This is a genomic window from Vibrio sp. SCSIO 43136 (genome assembly GCF_023716565.1).
In the GTDB taxonomy this organism is placed as follows: Bacteria; Pseudomonadota; Gammaproteobacteria; order Enterobacterales; family Vibrionaceae; genus Vibrio.
This window is the reverse complement of record NZ_CP071848.1, coordinates 1750936-1769776: the sequence shown is the minus strand read 5'-3', so window position 1 is coordinate 1769776 and position 18841 is coordinate 1750936. Positions and strand designations below refer to the sequence as shown.

Annotated in this window: 22 protein-coding genes; 15 read left to right on the top strand and 7 right to left on the bottom strand. The window is 42.6% G+C overall.

The genetic code is table 11. The features are described from left to right. Positions 1-71 precede the first annotated feature (71 nt). Together rpmI and rplT are read left to right on the top strand one after the other, a co-directional pair. A complete protein-coding gene (gene rpmI / locus J4N39_RS08270; RefSeq protein ID WP_004401085.1) occupies positions 72-266 on the top strand; it encodes a 50S ribosomal protein L35 in 195 nt (64 codons plus the stop codon). Positions 267-306: 40 nt separating this feature from the next. Continuing rightward, positions 307-660, top strand: coding sequence for a 50S ribosomal protein L20 (gene rplT, locus J4N39_RS08265; protein WP_004401084.1), 354 nt, complete (start codon positions 307-309; stop codon positions 658-660). Between the two features lie 114 nt (positions 661-774). Here rplT and J4N39_RS08260 read toward each other — a convergent pair whose 3' ends face one another. Continuing rightward, positions 775-1743 carry an integron integrase gene (locus J4N39_RS08260; RefSeq protein ID WP_252017954.1) on the bottom strand — a complete coding sequence of 323 codons (969 nt, stop codon included), beginning with the start codon at positions 1741-1743 and terminating at the stop codon, positions 775-777. 1307 nt (positions 1744-3050) lie between these two features. On the opposite strand from J4N39_RS08260, the gene J4N39_RS08250 reads away from it, so the two are divergent. Further along, positions 3051-3338 (top strand): carboxymuconolactone decarboxylase family protein, encoded by a 288-nt coding sequence (locus J4N39_RS08250; protein ID WP_017034940.1) that lies wholly within the window; start codon positions 3051-3053, stop codon positions 3336-3338. Positions 3339-3526: 188 nt separating this feature from the next. Continuing rightward, the gene (locus tag J4N39_RS08245) at positions 3527-3808 is read left to right on the top strand and encodes a hypothetical protein (protein WP_252017952.1); all 282 of its coding nucleotides are present in this window, start codon (positions 3527-3529) and stop codon (positions 3806-3808) included. Between the two features lie 195 nt (positions 3809-4003). Here J4N39_RS08245 and J4N39_RS08240 read toward each other — a convergent pair whose 3' ends face one another. Beyond that, positions 4004-4186: a hypothetical protein gene (locus J4N39_RS08240; RefSeq protein WP_252017892.1), complete on the bottom strand. Its 183-nt coding sequence runs from the start codon at positions 4184-4186 to the stop codon at positions 4004-4006. Positions 4187-4503: 317 nt separating this feature from the next. Between J4N39_RS08240 and J4N39_RS08235 the strand changes: the two genes are divergently transcribed. From J4N39_RS08235 to J4N39_RS08225, 3 genes are all read left to right on the top strand, one after another. Further along, on the top strand, positions 4504-4905 hold the full coding sequence (locus J4N39_RS08235) for a DUF6228 family protein (protein WP_252017950.1): 402 nt from the start codon (positions 4504-4506) through the stop codon (positions 4903-4905). Between the two features lie 141 nt (positions 4906-5046). Continuing rightward, positions 5047-5349 (top strand): hypothetical protein, encoded by a 303-nt coding sequence (locus J4N39_RS08230; RefSeq protein ID WP_252017948.1) that lies wholly within the window; start codon positions 5047-5049, stop codon positions 5347-5349. A gap of 131 nt (positions 5350-5480) precedes the next feature. Continuing rightward, positions 5481-5768, top strand: a complete 288-nt coding sequence (locus J4N39_RS08225) for a carboxymuconolactone decarboxylase family protein (protein ID WP_252017906.1) — start codon at positions 5481-5483, stop codon at positions 5766-5768. A gap of 191 nt (positions 5769-5959) precedes the next feature. Here J4N39_RS08225 and J4N39_RS08220 read toward each other — a convergent pair whose 3' ends face one another. Beyond that, complete coding sequence (locus tag J4N39_RS08220) at positions 5960-6193, bottom strand: hypothetical protein (RefSeq protein WP_252017946.1); 234 nt, start codon at positions 6191-6193, stop codon at positions 5960-5962. Between the two features lie 805 nt (positions 6194-6998). Here J4N39_RS08220 and J4N39_RS08215 point away from each other — a divergent pair. After that, positions 6999-7562 carry a hypothetical protein gene (locus J4N39_RS08215; protein WP_252017944.1) on the top strand — a complete coding sequence of 188 codons (564 nt, stop codon included), beginning with the start codon at positions 6999-7001 and terminating at the stop codon, positions 7560-7562. A gap of 863 nt (positions 7563-8425) precedes the next feature. Continuing rightward, positions 8426-8593, top strand: a complete 168-nt coding sequence (locus J4N39_RS08210; RefSeq protein ID WP_252017942.1) for a hypothetical protein — start codon at positions 8426-8428, stop codon at positions 8591-8593. A 231-nt stretch (positions 8594-8824) separates the two neighbouring features. Here J4N39_RS08210 and J4N39_RS08205 read toward each other — a convergent pair whose 3' ends face one another. Further along, positions 8825-9007, bottom strand: coding sequence for a hypothetical protein (locus J4N39_RS08205; protein ID WP_252017940.1), 183 nt, complete (start codon positions 9005-9007; stop codon positions 8825-8827). Positions 9008-9770: 763 nt separating this feature from the next. Between J4N39_RS08205 and J4N39_RS08200 the strand changes: the two genes are divergently transcribed. The 4 genes from J4N39_RS08200 (at position 9771) to J4N39_RS08185 (ending at position 12807) form a co-directional block, all read left to right on the top strand. Next, positions 9771-10184, top strand: a complete 414-nt coding sequence (locus tag J4N39_RS08200) for a hypothetical protein (RefSeq protein ID WP_252017938.1) — start codon at positions 9771-9773, stop codon at positions 10182-10184. 129 nt (positions 10185-10313) lie between these two features. Beyond that, the gene (locus J4N39_RS08195) at positions 10314-11006 is read left to right on the top strand and encodes a hypothetical protein (RefSeq protein ID WP_252017936.1); all 693 of its coding nucleotides are present in this window, start codon (positions 10314-10316) and stop codon (positions 11004-11006) included. Positions 11007-11150: 144 nt separating this feature from the next. Next, positions 11151-11900 (top strand): metallophosphoesterase family protein, encoded by a 750-nt coding sequence (locus J4N39_RS08190; protein ID WP_252017934.1) that lies wholly within the window; start codon positions 11151-11153, stop codon positions 11898-11900. 619 nt (positions 11901-12519) lie between these two features. Then, entirely contained in the window at positions 12520-12807 is a 288-nt protein-coding gene (locus J4N39_RS08185; protein WP_252017906.1) for a carboxymuconolactone decarboxylase family protein, read from the top strand. 184 nt (positions 12808-12991) lie between these two features. On the opposite strand, the gene J4N39_RS08180 is transcribed toward J4N39_RS08185, so the two are convergent. Together J4N39_RS08180 and J4N39_RS22970 are read right to left on the bottom strand one after the other, a co-directional pair. Continuing rightward, the gene (locus J4N39_RS08180; RefSeq protein ID WP_252017932.1) at positions 12992-13180 is read right to left on the bottom strand and encodes a hypothetical protein; all 189 of its coding nucleotides are present in this window, start codon (positions 13178-13180) and stop codon (positions 12992-12994) included. A gap of 402 nt (positions 13181-13582) precedes the next feature. After that, entirely contained in the window at positions 13583-13708 is a 126-nt protein-coding gene (locus tag J4N39_RS22970) for a hypothetical protein (protein WP_286036782.1), read from the bottom strand. 1396 nt (positions 13709-15104) lie between these two features. On the opposite strand from J4N39_RS22970, the gene J4N39_RS08175 reads away from it, so the two are divergent. Further along, positions 15105-16403: a hypothetical protein gene (locus J4N39_RS08175; RefSeq protein ID WP_252017930.1), complete on the top strand. Its 1299-nt coding sequence runs from the start codon at positions 15105-15107 to the stop codon at positions 16401-16403. 189 nt (positions 16404-16592) lie between these two features. On the opposite strand, the gene J4N39_RS08170 is transcribed toward J4N39_RS08175, so the two are convergent. Further along, positions 16593-16775 (bottom strand): hypothetical protein, encoded by a 183-nt coding sequence (locus tag J4N39_RS08170; protein ID WP_252017928.1) that lies wholly within the window; start codon positions 16773-16775, stop codon positions 16593-16595. Positions 16776-17490: 715 nt separating this feature from the next. Between J4N39_RS08170 and J4N39_RS08165 the strand changes: the two genes are divergently transcribed. Next, positions 17491-18662 (top strand): IS3 family transposase gene (locus J4N39_RS08165; protein WP_252017926.1). Its coding sequence is split into 2 segments (ribosomal slippage): positions 17491-17773 and positions 17773-18662, totalling 1173 coding nucleotides; the frame shifts between segments, so codons are not numbered across the junction. Positions 18663-18841: the final 179 nt, after the last annotated feature.

Below are 18841 nucleotides of genomic sequence, written 5' to 3'. Positions count from 1 at the left end.
AGCTGACGGCGGGTTTTTATTCGCCCTAATTACTATTGTTTAATCAACTCAACAATGCGGAGTTATTCATCATGCCTAAGATGAAAACCAACAAAGGTGCTGCTAAGCGTTTCAAGAAAACTGCTGGTGGTATTAAGTACAAGCACGCTACTAAACGTCACATCCTGACTAAACGTACTACTAAGAACAAGCGTCAGCTTCGTCCAAATGCAATCCTTCCTAAGTGTGAAGTGGCTGCAGTTGTTCGTATGATGCCATACGCTTAATTTTTTTAGTTTATTACATATTTAGTTTAGGAGAAGCATAATGCCTCGCGTAAAACGTGGTGTACAAGCTCGTGCACGTCATAAGAAAGTTCTAAAACAAGCTAAAGGTTACTACGGTGCTCGCTCTCGCGTATACCGCGTAGCTTTCCAAGCAGTTACTAAAGCTGGTCAATACGCTTACCGTGACCGTCGCAACAAGAAACGTCAATTCCGTCAACTATGGATTGCACGTATCAACGCTGCATCTCGTCAAAATGGTCTATCTTACAGCCGTTTCATCAACGGTCTTAAGAAAGCATCTATCGAGATCGACCGTAAGATCCTTGCTGACATCGCGGTATTCGACAAAGCTGCATTCGCAGTTCTAGTTGAAAAAGCGAAAGCTGCTCTTTAATAGCAGTTATTAGGATTAAGAAAGGGGAAGCTTAGGCTTCCCTTTTTTGTATGTGAAAATCGGTAATCGGTAATCGGTAATCGGTAATCGGTAATCGGTAATCGGTAAACACCCTTATAGCCTTGATAGTGGGCTTAGCACACCACTTGCTCCTCGATTGATTACATGGGTGTAGATCTGAGTGGTCTTCACATCTGTGTGACCAAGCTGTTCTTGCACGGTTCTAATATCTGCACCGCCTTCAAGTAGATGCGTTGCAAAGCTATGCCTTAACGTATGGCATGTCACTGACTTTTCGATGCCAGCTTTCTTTGCTGCATTCCTTACCGCTCTTTGAACCGACGTGTGGTCAATATGATGTCGGCGGATCTTGTTGGTAGCAGGATCTTGTGAAAGCCTCCTTGAAGGAAAAAGAAACTGCCAATTCAGTTCTCTATTCGCATCTGGATACTTCTTGCTTAAAGCGTCAGGCATCCAAACTCCACCGTATTCACTATTTAATCTATCTTGCTTCCAGTAGCGCTGAACCGTTTTTTGTTGATGCACAATGAAGTCGACGAGTTCTGTGGCCAAGGTGACCACTCTATTTTTATTGCCTTTTCCTCGCCAAACCCTAAGCGCACAGTAATCAAAATCGATATCGTGGAAACGAAGCCTCATGCACTCCATCAGCCTTAGGCCTGAACCATACATTAGCTGAGCGGGTAAGAGAAAATCAGGAGTAATATGCTCCATCACCAACCGAACCTCACTAGGTGTAAGTACCACTGGTAACTTAGGCTCTCGAGTAGACTTTCGAAAACGTAAATCGACCTCGATAGGCTCGTTAACTATGTGTTTGTATAAGAAAACCAAAGCATTGAGCGCTTGAGTTTGGGTTCTGCTCGCTACGTTTTTCTTGATCACCAGGTACGTCAGAAATTCTTCAACATGCTCTTTGTTAAGCTCTTTCGGGTGCTTCTTCTTGTGGTAAATAATGTATTGCTTAATCCAAGACACATACGCCTCGACAGTCGCTCTTGCATAGTGTCTGGCATACATAAACTCTGAAACATACTGTAGAAAAGGGGATTGATTAGCCATAAATTGATACTGGATAAATGAACAGTTACTTAACGATAGTTGGTTATTGAATTAATATTGAGCAAAAAACTTTATATTGTGGGTGTTGCGGCAGAAATGATTTTGTAGGTGTTTGATTTACAGTTGGTTTTGTGTTGTATGTCAAAAAGTGAGTGTGGAATAGGTAGCACTATGTGTGAGATGATCTACGGCATGGAGCTGTAGATAAAGCGTTAGTACGGGTTTGACATCAAGGGTCATCAGTTTTGGTGCTCGTCTTTACACCTTTCAGTTTGTACCTTTCACGTTCTTTCCTGTGGCACTATATGCGGAGTGTTCGCTTTGATTTCATCGTTTACGGTTTCTAACTCATAATCTATTTCTTTAGTGCTTCTTCATTTTTGTGGCGGCTTCTGGGCGAATCTTGGGTGCTATTGGTGTTGCCGTCGGAGTGCGAGGATCGAGTCCTTTTCTAATTTGAAGTTTGCAAAGTAGGGCGGTTCAGTGCGTTTTTCTTCTAGCCCACTTTTGTCTCTTAATCGAGTTTAAGTTTTGTAGCTGCCCGTCTCACTTCAGTGTTCAAAGCCTTTCATATTATGCTACTTTTCAATATCTTGGAGCGCACAAATAGAAGTGGCGCATGTACTAACAAATTGCTTAAGAGCGATTCGTAACGCGTGGCATTTTTACTATGCGGTGGCTTATGCTGATTATGGCGTCGTGCGGTAGCTTTTGTATTGCGTTACTCACACCTTAGCAAGGCGTTAGTTTGCGGTTGGAAAAAGCCAGTCCAAATAAGAGCTTAGTTCTGTGTTTTGGGTGTTCACCTGTTCGTATTCACCAAGCCACGTTCTTTCCGGTGGCACTTTTATTTAGGTGTTTGTGGTTCGCTCATCGTTTACTGAAGCGACCATTCTTTTGTTGTTCTAAAGCGCTGTTTCTTTTTTTGCTGGAACACTGTTCATCGAGTTTGGGTTTTACTAGTGCTGTTGTTGGAAATAGTGAAAGTATCCTTTGCCATTTATGCCGGTGTTTGGTCAAGAAATTATGCGATTGCCTCTTCTTTGCCACGTGCGTTTGTGCCATGTGTTCAAGTTGGTCAGCTGTCCGTTTACTTCAGCGTACGGTTTAAGTATTGTAAGTTAAATCAGCATCTTGGCACCAAGCCTTTAGCTTAGGGTGTGTTTGCAAACTAACAAGTGCTTGAAGTCGGACTGCCAACCTATGGCATTTTTGGTTCAAATTGGGTTTAGTGATTACGGTGGTCTGTTTGGGGTTTGTGCATTGGCAGCCGCTTAAGCAGGCGTTAGAACTTACAAGGAGTATGTATGCTAGGGAAACATCAAAAAGGTTATGAGGAGTTTTATCACTCAACCCACGAAAATGAGCACCTTGATACTAAGACCGAGCTGTTAGTCGGTTTGTCAGCGGCTATGGCTATGAATTGTTTACCGTGTACACGTTACTATTTGCTAGAGGCAAAAAAAGCAGGTATTACAAAAGGTGAAATATCTGATGTAACCGCAAAAGTTATGGCTGTTTCGGCGGGGCAGAAAAAGCTGCAAATGCAAGAGGTTTTAACAAAATATAAGATCGACCTCGACAGCTTTGAGTAACGTTCTAACAAGCAATTTAAGAGGGATTCACAACGCTTGGCACTTTTGCTTCTACTTCAAATTTAGTGTTTATGGCACAATGCTTTAGGTTTGGGTGGTAGCGTTGTTCACCCCTTAATTGGGCGTTATGTGTTTGTTTGAGTATCAGTCATACTTCAATTGTATAAATCTGGCGGCAGGTGCCCAATATGGATGATAAGCAGTTGGATCGTAGTTTGCGATCAATCGGGAAAGAGTGTTTTGTTAAGTACTACGAATTGTTCCGTGACCATAATTGGTCGAAAGAAGATTTAATTGAGCATTTGGTCGCTCTTGAAGGTTATCAAGAATCAGGTTGTATAACTCGAATATCTCAGTCGAGACGAATCTTTAAAGACAATCGTGAACACGATGCTTTGGATATTGTAATTAGTTCTAGTCGCTTACCTAATGAGATTGTCGAAAAGGCTAGAATGCTAAAAATTAAGTAGGTTACACATAACAATCAATTAAAGTCGGACTGCTAACCTGTGGCATTTTTGGTTCGGTCGGCAGCGGTGTTTACGGTGGCCCGGTTTGAGTTTTGTGGCGTTAGCAGCCGCTTAATTGGGCGTTAGTTTGCGGTTAGAAAAAGCCAGTTCAAATAAGAGCTTAGTTCTGTTTTTCGGGTGTTCACCTGTTCGTCTTCACCAAGCCACGTTCTTTCCGGTGGCACTTTGATTTAAGTGTTTGTGGTTCGCTCGTCGTTTACTGTAGCTTTCATTCGTTTGGTGTTCGGAGGCGCTGCTTCTTTTTCGCTGAAACAGTGTCGGTAGAGTAGGGGCTTGGCTGGTGCTGTTGTTGGTTACAGTGAAAGTATCCTTTGCCATTTTGTCACAGTGTTTGCTCGTGAAATTTTGCGATTCTCTCTTCTTTGCCACGTGCGTTTGTGCCTTGTGTTCAAGTTGGTCAGCTTGTCCGTTTACATCATCGCACGGTTTAAGTATTGTATTTTAAATCAGCATCTTGGCACCCAGCCTTTAGCTTAGGTTGTGTTTGCAAACTAACAAGTGCTTGAAGTCGGACTGCCAACCTATGGCATTTTTGGTTCAAATTGGGTTTAGTGATTACGGTGGTCTGTTTGGGTGTTGTGCATTGGCAGCCGCTTAAGCAGGCGTTAGCTGTCTTACGTTGAACGGTGTTGAATATGAAGATTACAAGTGAAAATGGAATAATGGCTGAGTTTCATTCGCCTGAGCTGGATTCATCGGGTTGGTTGGGGCATTACTCGTTATCTTTGTCCGGTGTAGCAATGAGTTCAACTATTCGTGTAACTAACCCACCGTATGGCGAAAGTCCATTGGATTATTTTTCCATGCTTGCTCGTAATTGGAAAGGTTGGGTTGGAGAGAAAAATTGGGTTGCACTAGAAGGTGAATACTCATTGTCCGCTAAGGCAGACACTACAGGCCACATTACACTAAGAATAAAAATATGGTCTGGGAGCTGTGAACCTTTTTGGAGTTCAGAGGTGGCACTTATAATCGAAGCAGGACAATTGAAGGCTATAGAAGATGGTTTTAAATCTTTCCTGCATCCAAACAGCTAACAATCGCTTCAACCTGACTGCCAACCTGTGGCATTTTTGATTCGGTTTGGCATTTGTGATTACGGTGGCCTGTTCGAGTTCGGTGCAGTTGGCAGCAAGTTAAGCGGGCGTTATACGTTTTATAGTGTTGGGTGGGATTATATGTCTGAAGAAGAAATTAGACTTGCAATGAGCTTACTTGAAACAGATGAAAACTACTTAGAAAATATAGTCGCTCTAACTCGAATTGGGAATAGAAAGTATGGGCAGTGTTGGAATACTGAATATCATGTGTTCGGTCTTGTAGCTTCGGATACTGATCATTTGCCATTAAATCATGTTCGCCCACGGTGCTCAGAAGATTTTCTTGTGAAAGCTGATAAAGAACTAGCTGAAACCATAGAGCACTATCGCATATATGTCGTTAAGGCTTGCAATGAGATTATCAGCCGCAACAACGTATAACAATTGCTTAAAGTCGGACTGCCAACCTATGGCATTTTTGGTTCGAATTGGCTTATGTGATTACGGTGGTCTGTTTGGGTGTTGTGCATGGCAGCCGCTTAAGCAGGCGTTAGAACTAAAATGGAGAAGTTATGCTAGGGAAGCACCAAAAAGCTTACGAAGAGTTTTATCATTCAACTCATGAAAATGAACACCTGGACTCAAAGACGGAGTTACTTGTTGGCTTATCAGCTGCGATGGCCATGAACTGTTTACCATGTACCAAATATTATCTACATCAAGCAAAGAAAGCTGGGATAACAAAAGGTGAAATTACTGATGTTACAGCTAAGGTAATGGCGGTAGCCGCTGGTCAAAAGAAACTACAAATGCAGGAAGTCCTTCAGAAACATAAAATAGACTTAGACACCTTTGAGTAACGTTCTAACAAGTGCTTGAAGTCGGACTGCCAACCTATGGCATTTTTGGTTCGGTTTGGCTTTAGTGATTACGGTGGTCTGTTTGGGTGTAGTGCATTGGCAGCCGCTTAAGCAGGCGTTAGTTTGCGGTTAGAAAAAGCCAATCCAAATAATAGCTTAGTTCATTTTTCTGGGTGTTCACCTGTTCGTCTTCACCAAGCCACGTTCTTTCCGGTGGCACTTTGATTTAGGTGTTTGTGGTTCATTCGTCGTTTACTGTAGCTTCCATTGGTTAGGTGTTCGGAGGCGCTGCTTCTTTTTCGCTGAAACAGTGTCGGTAGAGTAGGGGCTTTACTGGTGCTGTTGTTGGCAACAGTGAAAGTATCCATTGCCATTCTGTCATAGTGTTTGGTCGCAAAATTCTGCGATTGTCTCTTCTTTGCCATGTGCGTTTGTACGGTGTGTTCGAGTTGGTCAGCTGTCCATTTACATCAGCTCACGGTTTAAGTATTGTATTTTAAATCAGCATCTTGGCACCCAGCCATTAGCTTAGGGTGTGTTGGCAAACTAACAAATGCTTGAAGTCGGACTGCCAACCTATGGCATTTTTGGTTCAAATTGGGTTTAGTGATTACGGTGGTCTGTTTGGGTGCAGTGCATTGGCAGCCGCTTAAGCAGGCGTTAGTTTGCGGTTGGAAAAAGCCAGTCCAAATAAGAGCTTAGTTCTGTTTTTCGGGTGTTCACCTGTTCGTCTTCACCAGGCCACATTCTTTCCGGTGGCACTTTGATTTAGGTGTTTGTGGCTCGCTCACCGTTTACTGAAACGACCATTCTTTTGTTGTTCGAAGGCGCTGTTTCTTTTTCGCTGAAACACTATCTATAGAGATTGGTTTTTGCTTGTGCTGTTGTTGGCAGCGGTGCAAGTATCCTTTGCCATTTGATGTGAGTGTTTGGTCGCAAGTTTTGTGATTTTCTCTTCTTTGCCATGTGCGTTTGTACGGTGTGTTCGAGTTGGTCAGCTGTCCATTTACATCAGCGTACGGTTTAAGTATTGTATTTTAAATCAGCATCTTGGCACCCAGCCTTTAGCTTAGGGTGTGTTTGCAAACTAACAAGTGCTTGAAGTCGGACTGCCAACCTATGGCATTTTTGGTTCGAATTGGCTTTAGTGATTACGGTGGTCTGTTTGAGTGCAGTGCATTGGCAGCCGCTTAAGCAGGCGTTATGTTTTTTTATGGAGTTATCAGCTTTATGGAAGAGTTTATTCACGAATTTTCAGGTTTTAGTGGCTACCCATCGAAATGTCACATTCGTATACTTGATCAAGAAAATATGCCTCTAGTCATAATGTGTACACAAGTTCACGACAATGAAGGTACCTCAGTGACAAACATGGCTGAAGATATAGCGCAGGAAATTAAACGATATTTAGAAAGAGATAATTTAACGTTGTCTACTGCAATCAGTAGGTATTTAAGAGAGAGAAAACTGTCGGAAATGCTGGGTGATCTGGTTCGTGGCTTAAAGGAAGCGAACAAGTATACTGTTTTTGCGTTGGAATCGATTAAGTTAGCATTGGAACATACTGAAAGATACCGCAGTAAAAAAGAACGAGTTGATGGTTTTATTTGGGTTGAGCATTACCCAAAAGGGGTGCTATCAATTGTAAATAACGATTTATACTCAGTAGTAACTTTCAGTGGGGAAACTTGGAGTCCAAATTGGAATCACTGTAATATAGCAAGTATTTCTGAGTTTACTGGGTATTCTGAAAGTTATTTTAGAAGTCCAAAAGAAGCACTGCCACAAACATAACAAGTGCTTAAAGTCGGACTGCCAACCTATGGCATTTTTGGTTCGAATTGGCTTATGTGATTACGGTGGTCTGTTTGGGTGTTGTGCATGGCAGCCGCTTAAGCAGGCGTTAGTTTGCGGTTGGAAAAAGCCAGTCTAAATAAGAGCTTAGTTCTGTTTTTCGGGTGTCCACCTGTTCGTATTCACCAAGCCATGTTCTTTCCGGTGGCACTTTGATTTAAGTGTTTGTGGCTCGCTCGTCGTTTACTGTAGCTTCCATTCGTTTGGTGTTCGTAGGCGCTGCTTCTTTTTCGCTGACACACCATCTATAGATATTGGGTTTTATTGGTGCTGTAGTTGGCAACAGTGAAAGTATCCTTTGCCATTTTGTCACTGTGTTTGGCCGCAAAATTCTACGATTGTCGCTTCATTGCCAAGTGCGTTTGTGCGGTGTGTTCGAGTTGGTCAGCTGTCCGTTTACATCAGCGCACGGTTTAAGTATTGTATTTTAAATCAGCATCTTGGCATCTAGCCGTTAGCTTAGGGTGGGCTGGCAAACTAACAAATGCTTCAAGTGGACTGCCAACCTATGGCATTTTTAGTTCAAATTGGGTTTAGTGATTACGGTGGTCTGTTTGGGGTTTGTGCATTGGCAGCCGCTTAAGCAGGCGTTAGTTTGCGGTTGAAAAAAGCTAATCCAAATAAGAGCTTAGTTCATTTTCCCGGGTGTTCACCTGTTCGTATTCACCAAGCCATGTTCTTTCCGGTGGCACTTTGATTTAAGTGATTTTTGTTCGTTCACAGTTTACTGCGATTTTCCCAGTTTTGGTGTTCGTAAGTGCTTTTTCTTTGTTGTTGAAACAGTGTCATAAAAGGGGAGTTTCATGGGTGCTGTTGTTGGCAGCAGTGAAAGTGTCCTTTGCCATTTTGTCACAGTGTTTGGTCGTGAAATTCTGCGATTGTCTCTTCTTTGCCACGTGCGTTTGTGCGGTGTGTTTAAGTTGGTCAGCTGTCCGTTTACATCGGTACTAGGTTTAAGTATTGTATTTTAAATCAGCACCTTGGCACCCGGCCATTAGCTTAGGGTGGATGGCAAACTAACAAATGCTTCAAGTGGACTGCCAACCTATGGCATTTTTGGTTCGGTTTGGCTTATGTGATTACGGTGGTCTGTTTGAGTGTTGTGCATTGGCAGCCGCTTAAGCAGGCGTTAGTTTGCGGTTGGAAAAAGCTAATCCAAATAAGAGCTTAGTTCATTTTTTCGGATGTTCACCTGTTCGTTTTCACCAAGCCACGTTCTTTCCGGTGGCACTTTGATTTAGGTGTTTGTGGTTCGCTCGTCGTTTACTGTAGTTTTCTTTCGTTTGGTGTTCGGAGGCGCTGCTTCTTTTTCGTTGAAACAGTGTCGGTAGAGTAGGGGCTTTACTGGTGCTGTTGTTGGCTACAGTGAAAGTATCCTTTGCCATTTTGTCACTGTGTTTGCTCGTGAAATTCTGCGATTGTCTCTTCTTTACCACGTGCGTTTGTACGGTGTGTTCGAGTTGGTCAGCTGTCCGTTTACAATAGCGTACGGTTTAAGTATTGTATTTGAAATCAGCATCTTGGCACCTAGCCATTCGCTTAGGGTGTGTTGGCAAACTAACAAGTGCTTGAAGTCGGACTGCCAACCTATGGCATTTTTGGTTCGAATTGGCTTATGTGATTACGGTGGTCTGTTTGTGTTCAGTGCATTGGCAGCCGCTTAAGCAGGCGTTAGTTTGCGGTTGGAAAAAGACAATCCAAATAAGAGCTTAGTTCATTTTCTGGGTGTCCACCTGTTCGTATTCACCAAGCCATGTTCTTTCCGGTGGCACTTTGAATTAAGTGTTTGTGGCTCGCTCGTCGTTTACTGTAGCTTTCATTCGTTTGGTGTTCGTAGGCGCTGCTTTTTTTTCGCTGACACACCATCTATAGATATTGGGTTTTATTGGTGCTGTAGTTGGCAACAGTGAAAGTATCCTTTGCCATTTTGTCACTGTGTTTGGCCGCAAAATTCTACGATTGTCGCTTCATTGCCAAGTGCGTTTGTGCGGTGTGTTCGAGTTGGTCAGCTGTCCGTTTACATCAGCGCACGGTTTAAGTATTGTATTTTAAATCAGCATCTTGGCATCTAGCCATTAGCTTAGGGTGGGCTGGCAAACTAACAAATGCTTCAAGTGGACTGCCAACCTATGGCATTTTTGGTTCAAATTGGGTTTAGTGATTACGGTGGTCTGTTTGGGGGTTGTGCATTGGCAGCCGCTTAAGCAGGCGTTATATGCTCATGAGGAAATGATGGGACACAATGATATACATTGGCACGACTGTGAGTTGCTGTCGATGATTGAAATACCTTTACAAAGTGAGTTGATATTAAGAGTGCTATATCCGGTAGACTGGGAAAATGATAAATATGAAGAAGTTGCAATTGTATTCAGCGGATTTCACTCTCTCACTATCAACGAAATCCCTTTCGAGGGTAACCCAACACTCTTAGCCTTAGACTCGGTAGAAAGGGTAGATGATGACTTTTTCGAGTCGAGTTGGCTCAAATTCAATTTGAGTACAAGTGCTGGTTCTCGTGTGGTTGAAGCACAAAGCGTACATCTTAGAGAACGCATATAACAATCGCTTCAACCTGACTGCCAACCTGTGGCATTTTGGGTTCGGTTTGGCGTTTGTGATTACGGTGGCCTGTTTGAGTTCGGTGCAGTTGGCAGCAAGTTAAGCGGGCGTTAGGCGACAGGAGGTTAAATGGTAACAGTTATTCCAATCATATCTGTAGTAATTGGTATTTTACTAGGTGCTGTGATTAGCTTTATTTCATTCCAATATAAAGAGCGGAAGAGTTGTAGAGAACGGTTGAATAAATCACTATTTAATCTGTTGTCCGTGTGGGCCAGTATTGTAGTCAATAGTACAATACACTCAGATTTGCTCAAGGATGCTCTTGTTAATGCGCTAAAGCGAAAGTTTCCAAATGAAAGAATGCCAGACAACTTTACGGATGAACTGGCTAAAGGTTTACGTGGTATGTTTCCTGTGGTAGACCAACATGAGTTGTATAACAAGTATCATGCATCAGTTGAGTCATTGGCAGAAATCGATCCTCTATTAGCTTTTCAGTTATCAAACAACAAGTTTTTGATTGATTACCTCAAGACATTGCATGAATTCTCCATAAAAGAAGAGTCTGATGAAAAGTCAGGCGTCTTTTTGGATAGCTTTTCAAGTTTTGCATATAAGGAGTCAATGCTTGAGTTCGAGAAGGATCTTCTTAAGTTATCTCGGTTACTGGGGAAAAAACAGGAGTGTGAAGTTAAGGAGCGGATCGCCAATAAAAAGAAAAAAATGACGAAGATTCCCGATGCTGATATGGATGAATATGTAAGCCAAGTTTTCGACCCAGCGATTAAGAAAATCGTTGGTAGCACAAATGTCGCCTAACAAATTGCTTAAGAGTGACGGCTAACCTTTGGCATTATTGGTTTGGTTTGGTTTGGTTGGGTTTAGTGGTTACGGTGGCATTGTTTGGGCTTAGTGGCAGTTAGCCGCACCTTAGCAAAGCGTTATAAGCACAAGGAGTGCATCGTGGAAAAGTTTGCAATAATGTCAGATATTCATAGTAACATCTTTGCGCTTGAGGCAGTGGTTAAGGATGCTAGAGCGAAAGGTTTTACGAATTTCGTTAACCTAGGTGATATTTTATATGGCCCAATAGCTCCAAGGCAGACATATGAGTACTTGCAATCATTGGGAGCTATAACTATATCGGGTAATCAAGACCGCCAGATATACGAGGCTACGGAAGCTGAAATAGAATCAAATCCTACAATGCAATTTATTCTATGTGAGTTGGGGCAGGAGCCACTAAGTTGGATGAAGCAACTACCATTCGACTTACAAATCACAAATGACATTTACGCATGTCATGGAACACCCACGGATGATCTTGTGTATTTGTTAGAGGACATTAGTACTGGAAAACCAATAGTTCGGACTGATCACGAAATACTTAAAAGACTAAATGGTATTACCTCTCCGGTTATTATTTGTGGTCATACACATACACCGAGGTGTGTTGAGCTATCTACGGGACAATTAGTCATAAACCCTGGTAGTGTAGGTTTGCAGGCATATACGGATGACGAACCAAGTGTTCACTCAATGCAAAACTTTTCTTCAAGAGCATCATATGCAACGTTACAGAAAAACAAAGGCGGTAAGTGGGATGTTGTTTTCCATAAAGTAACGTATGATGTTGAAAGTGCGGTAAATGAAGCCCAAAAGCGAGGCAGAAATGACTGGGTTCATTTTCTATCTACAGGCAGGTGCTTATAACAAATTGCTTAAGAGTGACAGCTAACCTTTGGCATTTTTGGTTCGGTTAGCTTCAGTGTTTACGTGGCTTTGCTTAGGTTTAGTGGTCGCTTAGCTGCACCTTAGCAAGGCGTTATGTGGCTGTTTTAGTTCATATTTTCTAGCTTATTTCGGCGAAAGAGTACTGAGTTCTACGTCAGCGCTTTTCACCTTTCAGTCTTCATGATTCTTGGTGTTCAAGCACGCTGCTTCTTTGTGGTGGGATGTCTGTCCTCTAACCTCGATTTCCGTACTCGCTGTGGTCAGCTTCAGTGAAAGTATCCTTTGTCATGTGAGCGCAGCTAGTGCGGGCACATCGTCAAATGTCGCTTCATTGCCAAGTTCGTTTATCGATCTAGTTCAACTTGGGTAGCTGTCCTTTTTACTTCAGTGGCCGGGCCTAGTAATGTATTCCAAATCAACACCTTGTCACCAAGCCTTTAGGTTCATCGCACTGTCTCGCAACATAACAAATGCTTCAAGTGGACTGCCAACCTATGGCATTTTTGGTTCAAATTGGGTTTAGTGATTACGGTGGTCTGTTTGAGTGTTGTGCATTGGCAGCCGCTTAAGCAGGCGTTAGAACTAAAATGGAGAAGTTATGCTAGGGAAGCACCAAAAAGCTTACGAAGAGTTTTATCATTCAACTCATGAAAATGAACACCTGGACTCAAAGACAGAGTTACTTGTTGGCTTATCAGCTGCGATGGCCATGAACTGTTTACCATGTACCAAATATTATCTACATCAAGCAAAGAAAGCTGGGATAACAAAAGGTGAAATTACTGATGTTACAGCTAAGGTAATGGCGGTAGCCGCTGGTCAAAAGAAACTACAAATGCAGGAAGTCCTTCAGAAACATAAAATAGACTTAGACACCTTTGAGTAACGTTCTAACAAGTGCTTGAAGTCGGACTGCCAACCTATGGCATTTTTGGTTCGGTTTGGCTTTAGTGATTACGGTGGTCTGTTTGGGTGTAGTGCATTGGCAGCCGCTTAAGCAGGCGTTAGTTTGCGGTTGGAAAAAGCCACTCCAAATAAGAGCTTAGTTCATTTTTCCGGGTGTTCATCTGTTAGTATTCACCAAGCCACGCTCTTTCCGGTGGCACTTTGATTAAAGTGTTTGTGGTCCATTCGTCGTTTACTGTAGTTTCCATTGGTTTGGTGTTCAAAGGTGCTGCTTCTTTTTTGCTGAAACAGTGTTGGTAGAGTAGGGGCTTACTGGTGTTGTTGTTGGCAATGGTGCAAGTATCCTTTGCCATTTTATGCCAGTGTTCGGTCAAGAATTTCTGTGATTGTCTCTTCTTTGCCAAGTGCGTTTGTGCGGTGTGTTCTAGTTGGTCAGTTGTCCGTTTACATCAGCGCACGGTTTAAGTATTGTATTTTAAATCAGCACCTTGGCATCCAGCCATTAGCTTTGAGTGGTCTGGCAAACTAACAAGTCGTTCAAGCTGACGCACAGACCTACGGCACTTTTGGTTTGAAGTTAAGTGTGCTTTGTAAGTTGGGTGTTGGTGCGCAGCTTAACTCAGCGTTAGTTTGCGGTTGGAAAAAGCCAATCCAAATAAGAGCTTAGTTCATTTTTCTGGGTGTTCACCTGTTCGTCTTCACCAAGCCACATTCTTTCCGGTGGCACTTTGATTTAGGTGTTTGTGGTTTGCTCATTATTTACTGAAGCTACCATTCTTCTGTTGTTCAAAGGTGCTGTTTCTTTTTCGCTGAAACAGTGTCGGTAGAGTAGGGGCTTTACTGGTGCTGTTGTTGGCTACAGTGAAAGTATCCTTTGCCATTTTGTCACTGTGTTTGCTCGTGAAATTCTGCGATTGTCTCTTCTTTGCCACGTGCGTTTGTGCGGTGTGTTTAAGTTGGTCAGCTGTCCGTTTACAATAGCGTACGGTTTAAGTATTGTATTTTAAATCAGCATCTTGGCACCCAGCCATTAGCTTAGGGTGGGTTGGCAAACTAACAAATGCTTCAAGTGGACTGCCAACCTATGGCATTTTTGGTTCGAATTGGCTTTAGTGATTACGGTGGTCTGTTTAGGTGCAGTGCATTGGCAGCCGCTTAAGCAGGCGTTAGTTTGCGGTTAGAAAAAGCCAATCCAAATAAGAGCTTAGTTCAGTGTTCTGGGTGTTCACCTATTCGTTCTCACCAAACCACACTCTTTCCGGTGGCACTTTGATTCAAGTGTTTGTAGTCCGCTCATCGTTTACTGCGACTTTCCCAGTTTTGGAGTTCGCAAGTGCTGTTTCTTTTTCGCTGAAACAGTGTCGGTAGAGTAGGGGCTTTACTGGTGCTGTTGTTGGCTACAGTGAAAGTATCCTTTGCCATTTTGTCACAGTGTTTGCTCGTGAAATTTTGCGATTGTCTCTTCTTTGCCACGTGCGTTTGTGCCTTGTGTTCAAGTTGGTCAGCTGTCCATTTACATCAGCGTACGGTTTAAGTATTGTATTTTAAATCAGCACCTTGGCACCCAGCCATTTGCTTAGGGTGGGTTGGCAAACTAACAAGTGCTTCAAGTGGACTGCCAACCTGTGGCATTTTTGGTTCAAATTGGGTTTAGTGATTACGGTGGTCTGTTTGGGTGTAGTGCATTGGCAGCCGCTTAAGCAGGCGTTAGTTTGCGGTTGGAAAAAGCCAATTCAAATAAGAGCTTAGTTCATTTTTCCGGATGTTCACCGGTTCGTCTTCACCAAGCCACGTTCTTTCCGGTGGCACTTTGGACTAAGTGATTTTGGTTCATTCACTGTTTACTGCGACTTTCCCAGTTTTGGTGTTCGTAGGTGCTGTTTCTTTGTTGTTGAAACTGTGTCGTAAAAGGGGAGTTTCAAGGGTGCTGTGGTTGGCAACAGTGAAAGTATCCTTTGCCATTTTGTCACAGTGTTTGGCCGCAGAACTCTGCGATTGTCTCTTCATTGCCAAGTGCGTTTGTGCGGTGTGTTCTAGTTGGTCAGCTGTCCGTTTACATCAGTGTACGGTTTAAGTATTGTATTTTAAATCAGTACCTTGGCGCCAAGCCATTAGCTAATGGTGGGTTGGCAAACTAACAAGTGCTTCAAGTGGACTGCCAACCTATGGCATTTTTGGTTCGGTTCGGCTTATGTGATTACGGTGGTCTGTTTGAGTGTAGTGCATTGGCAGCCGCTTAAGCAGGCGTTATACAGCATGGCAAATTATGGAGTCAATATGACAGAATCTGAATTTAGAGAGTCAATAAAAGATAAAGACCTGATCGGTATTGATTCTGAATTTACATTTTCAACCCGAAAGCTGGTTTCTCAATTTAATGCTGACGGAGCACATTTAAATAGATGGTGGGTGATGACACCAGTCAGTTGGCAATGTCCTTGCTGTAAACGAAGCAAGGGAGAAATCGTTCGACTTAACAAAAATAACTATCTAACTTGTCAGCTTCATGAACATCACGATCATATGAAAGATGTGGTCAAAGAACTCTTCGAGAGCTTTTCAGTAAAGCAAAACATTATAGTGGCAGATGAACTGTCGGAAAAGTTTGCTATTAAAACAGCATTTTCACTTTCGGCTTATGACAATACAGTTGTTTGTTTTGATTGTAATAAAGCTGACGCTGATGCAAAAAAAATAGTAAATGCACATAAGAGTTTTTCTTTCTCTCCAAAACAGATTGGTGAGTTTTTGGTAGTTACTGCAAACAAAGAACATCAAATTGATGTGCATAAAGCGCAAGGGGTGTGGCAAGAAGCCAAACCTATTTTTGAACTACGTTTGAAGATGGCTGAAAACTTTGCTCGGATTGCAGCGGAGAAAAAAGACTGGTATCAGCCATCTGATAACACTGCGAAAAATATAGAAAGAAAGGCGAGATGGCAGTTTGGAGTAAATGGGGTTACAGAAGTTAATAAATATGAACCAGAAAGAGTGCTTTATACTCCAGAACCTTTCAAAGGAAAAAACTCTTCTTGGCGTGAAAAAGTTAATCCACAGACACGTTCCAGACCATCAAGCAAACAGTTAGAGCACCTTGCTTCAACTAGAGGTAAGTATTGGAATAGGTATGATGAAAATTGGCTTTGTCCTTGCTGTTCTAGAGATAAGTTCACTTGTGTCCGTCCTTCTAAAAAGAACCCGTGGGTTCTTGAAATAAAATCAGGTTCTATGTTTCAGCAAGCTACTTTTGAAGTGGATCATCAAGCTGAACCCATGTGTGCAGATTGTCTTGATACAGCACTAAACTGGGGGCGAGAGATTATAAAAGAAACTGGAATCGAAATATCTTTCCCTAGTTCATTGATCAGTATAGAAGAGTTAAACAGTATAATTGTTATTCGTCCTCACTCTAAGCATAATCATCTTAACGATAAAATTAATGCAATGATGCCTTATCTCATGAAACGAGCAAAAAAAATAGCATCGTTGGAAAAAGCTAAACATGAAGCAATGATGGAAGAAGTCCGCAAGCAAAATGAAGAGTTTCAACGTCTTCGTAGTAAAAATGCTGTATAACAAAGCATTTAAGAGTGATTCCCAACGCTTGGCATTTTTCATTTCATCGTTGGGTTTTGTGTTTACGGTGCTATGGTTGGGTTTCGTGGTAGCGTTGCTCACACCTTAATGCGGCGTTAGTTTGCGGTTTGAAAAAGCTTGTACAAATAAGAGCTTAGTTCTGTTTTTCGGATGTTCACCTGTTCGTCTTCACCAAGCCACGTTCTTTTCGGTGGCACTTTGATTTAGGTGTTTGTGGTTCGCTCGTAATTTACTGTAGTTTTCATTCGTTTGGTGTTCGGAGGCGCTGCTTCTTTTTCGCTGAAACAGTGTCGGTAGAGTAGGGGCTTTACTGGTGCTGTTGTTGGCAACAGTGAAAGTATCCTTTGCCATTTTGTCACAGTGCTTGCTCGTGAAATTCTGTGATTGTCTCTTCTTTGCCACGTGCGTTTGTGCCTTGTGTTCAAGTTGGTCAGCTGTCCGTTTACAATAGCGTACGGTTTAAGTATTGTATTTTAAATCAGCATCTTGGCACCCAGCCATTAGCTTAGGGTGGATTGGCAAACTAACAAGTGCTTCAAGTGGACTGCCAACCTATGGCATTTTTGGTTCGGTTTGGCTTATGTGATTACGGTGGTCTGTTTGAGTGTAGTGCATTGGCAGCCGCTTAAGCAGGCGTTAGTTTGCGGTTGGAAAAAGCCAGTCCAAATAAGAGCTTAGTACTATTTTTCGGGTGTTCACCTGTTTGTCTTCACCAAGCCACGTTCTTTCCGGTGGCACTTTGATTTAGGCGTTAGTGGCTCGCTCATCGTTTACTGAAGCGACCATTCTTTTGTTGTTCGAAAGCGCTGTTTCTTTTTTGCTGGAACACTGTTCATAGAGTTTGGGCTTTACTGGTGCTGTTGTTGGCAACAGTGAAAGTATTCTTTGCCATTTTGTCACAGTGTTTGCTCGAAAATTCTGCGATTTTCTCTTCTTTGCCACGTGCGTTTGTGCCTTGTGTTCAAGTTGGTCAGCTGTCCATTTACATCAGCGTACGGTTTAAGTATTGTAAGTTAAATTGATACGACCCCAATAAAGTAGACACCTAATTAAAGGATTAGGTGTCATGCAAGTCACATCTCGTAGAAAATACTCAGAAGAATTCAAACGTAATGCTGTTAAGCGATCATTAGAGTCTCCAGATACGGTAAAGTCTGTTGCTATAGCTTTGGGAATTAGCCCTAAAATCTTGAGCAAATGGAGAGCAACGATGACTACTCGAAAAAAGCCAGCTAAACCAATCCCAAACAAAGGGCCAAAAAAATCTCTAGCTCAGCTCGAAAAAGAAAACCGTGAGTTAAAGAAACGCCTTGAAATGGCTGAGATGGAGAACGAATTCTTAAAGGAAGCGAAAGCTTACTTCGACAGCCTAAAAGAGTAAGGTTTGAACATATTTTTAAGCGGACGAAGAACACCTTACCTGTGCGTTTGCTCTGTCGATGGCTCAATGTTTCTCCAGCGGGTTATTACAAATGGCGTAATCGCCAGCAGACAACACGTGAGCAAACCAATGACACTTTGCTGGAGTTCCTTAAGAAGGAAAGTGATGATCAACACTGCATTCCTGGGTACCGCAAACTCTGGGAAGCAGCGATTGCGAGCGGGTTCATCTGTAATAAGAAAAGAGTTCAACGCTTATTACAAAGCCTGGGGTATCGTTCAATAGCCAGTAAAAGGCGTCATGGCCGAGCACCACGACAAGAGCCGATGATGGCAGCATACAACCTGCTCAATCGCCAGTTTGATGTAAAGGAACCAAACCGTGTCTGGGTATCGGATATCACTCAAGTTAGATGCAAAGAAGGGTGGAACTACCTCTGCATCATTCTTGACTTGTACTCTCGTAAAGTCGTTGGGTGGTCTACAAGCCGTATTAACAATGCGGATTTGGTCATAAAAACCCTGAATAAAGCTTGGAAATCTCGACGTCCAAATGGTGAAAAACTGATGTTCCACTCGGATCAAGGCGTACAGTATAGAGCCTTCGAAACCATACGCTGGCACCGCAAACGCAAAGTCACGATAAGTATGTCTGGTAAAGGTAATTGCTGGGATAATGCTTGCTCAGAGAGCTTCTTTGCCCAATACAAAAAAGAATGGATAAGCAATCTAGGCGAACTGTCTCGACAGGAGATGACCGTTCAAAGTCGACAATATATCGATAGTTATTATAATCCAGTAAGAAGACATGGGGCCCTTGGTGGAGTGAGCCCCAATGACTTCGAGCTAATGAATTAAAACCCCGTGTCTACTTTTAGGGGGTCATATCAAATCAGCATCTTGGCACCAAGCCTTTAGCTTAGGGAGTGTTTGCAAACTAACAAGTGCTTGAAGTCGGACTGCCAACCTATGGCATTTTTGGTTCGAATTGGGTTCAGTGATTACGGTGGTCTTTTTGGGTGCAGTGCATTGGCAGC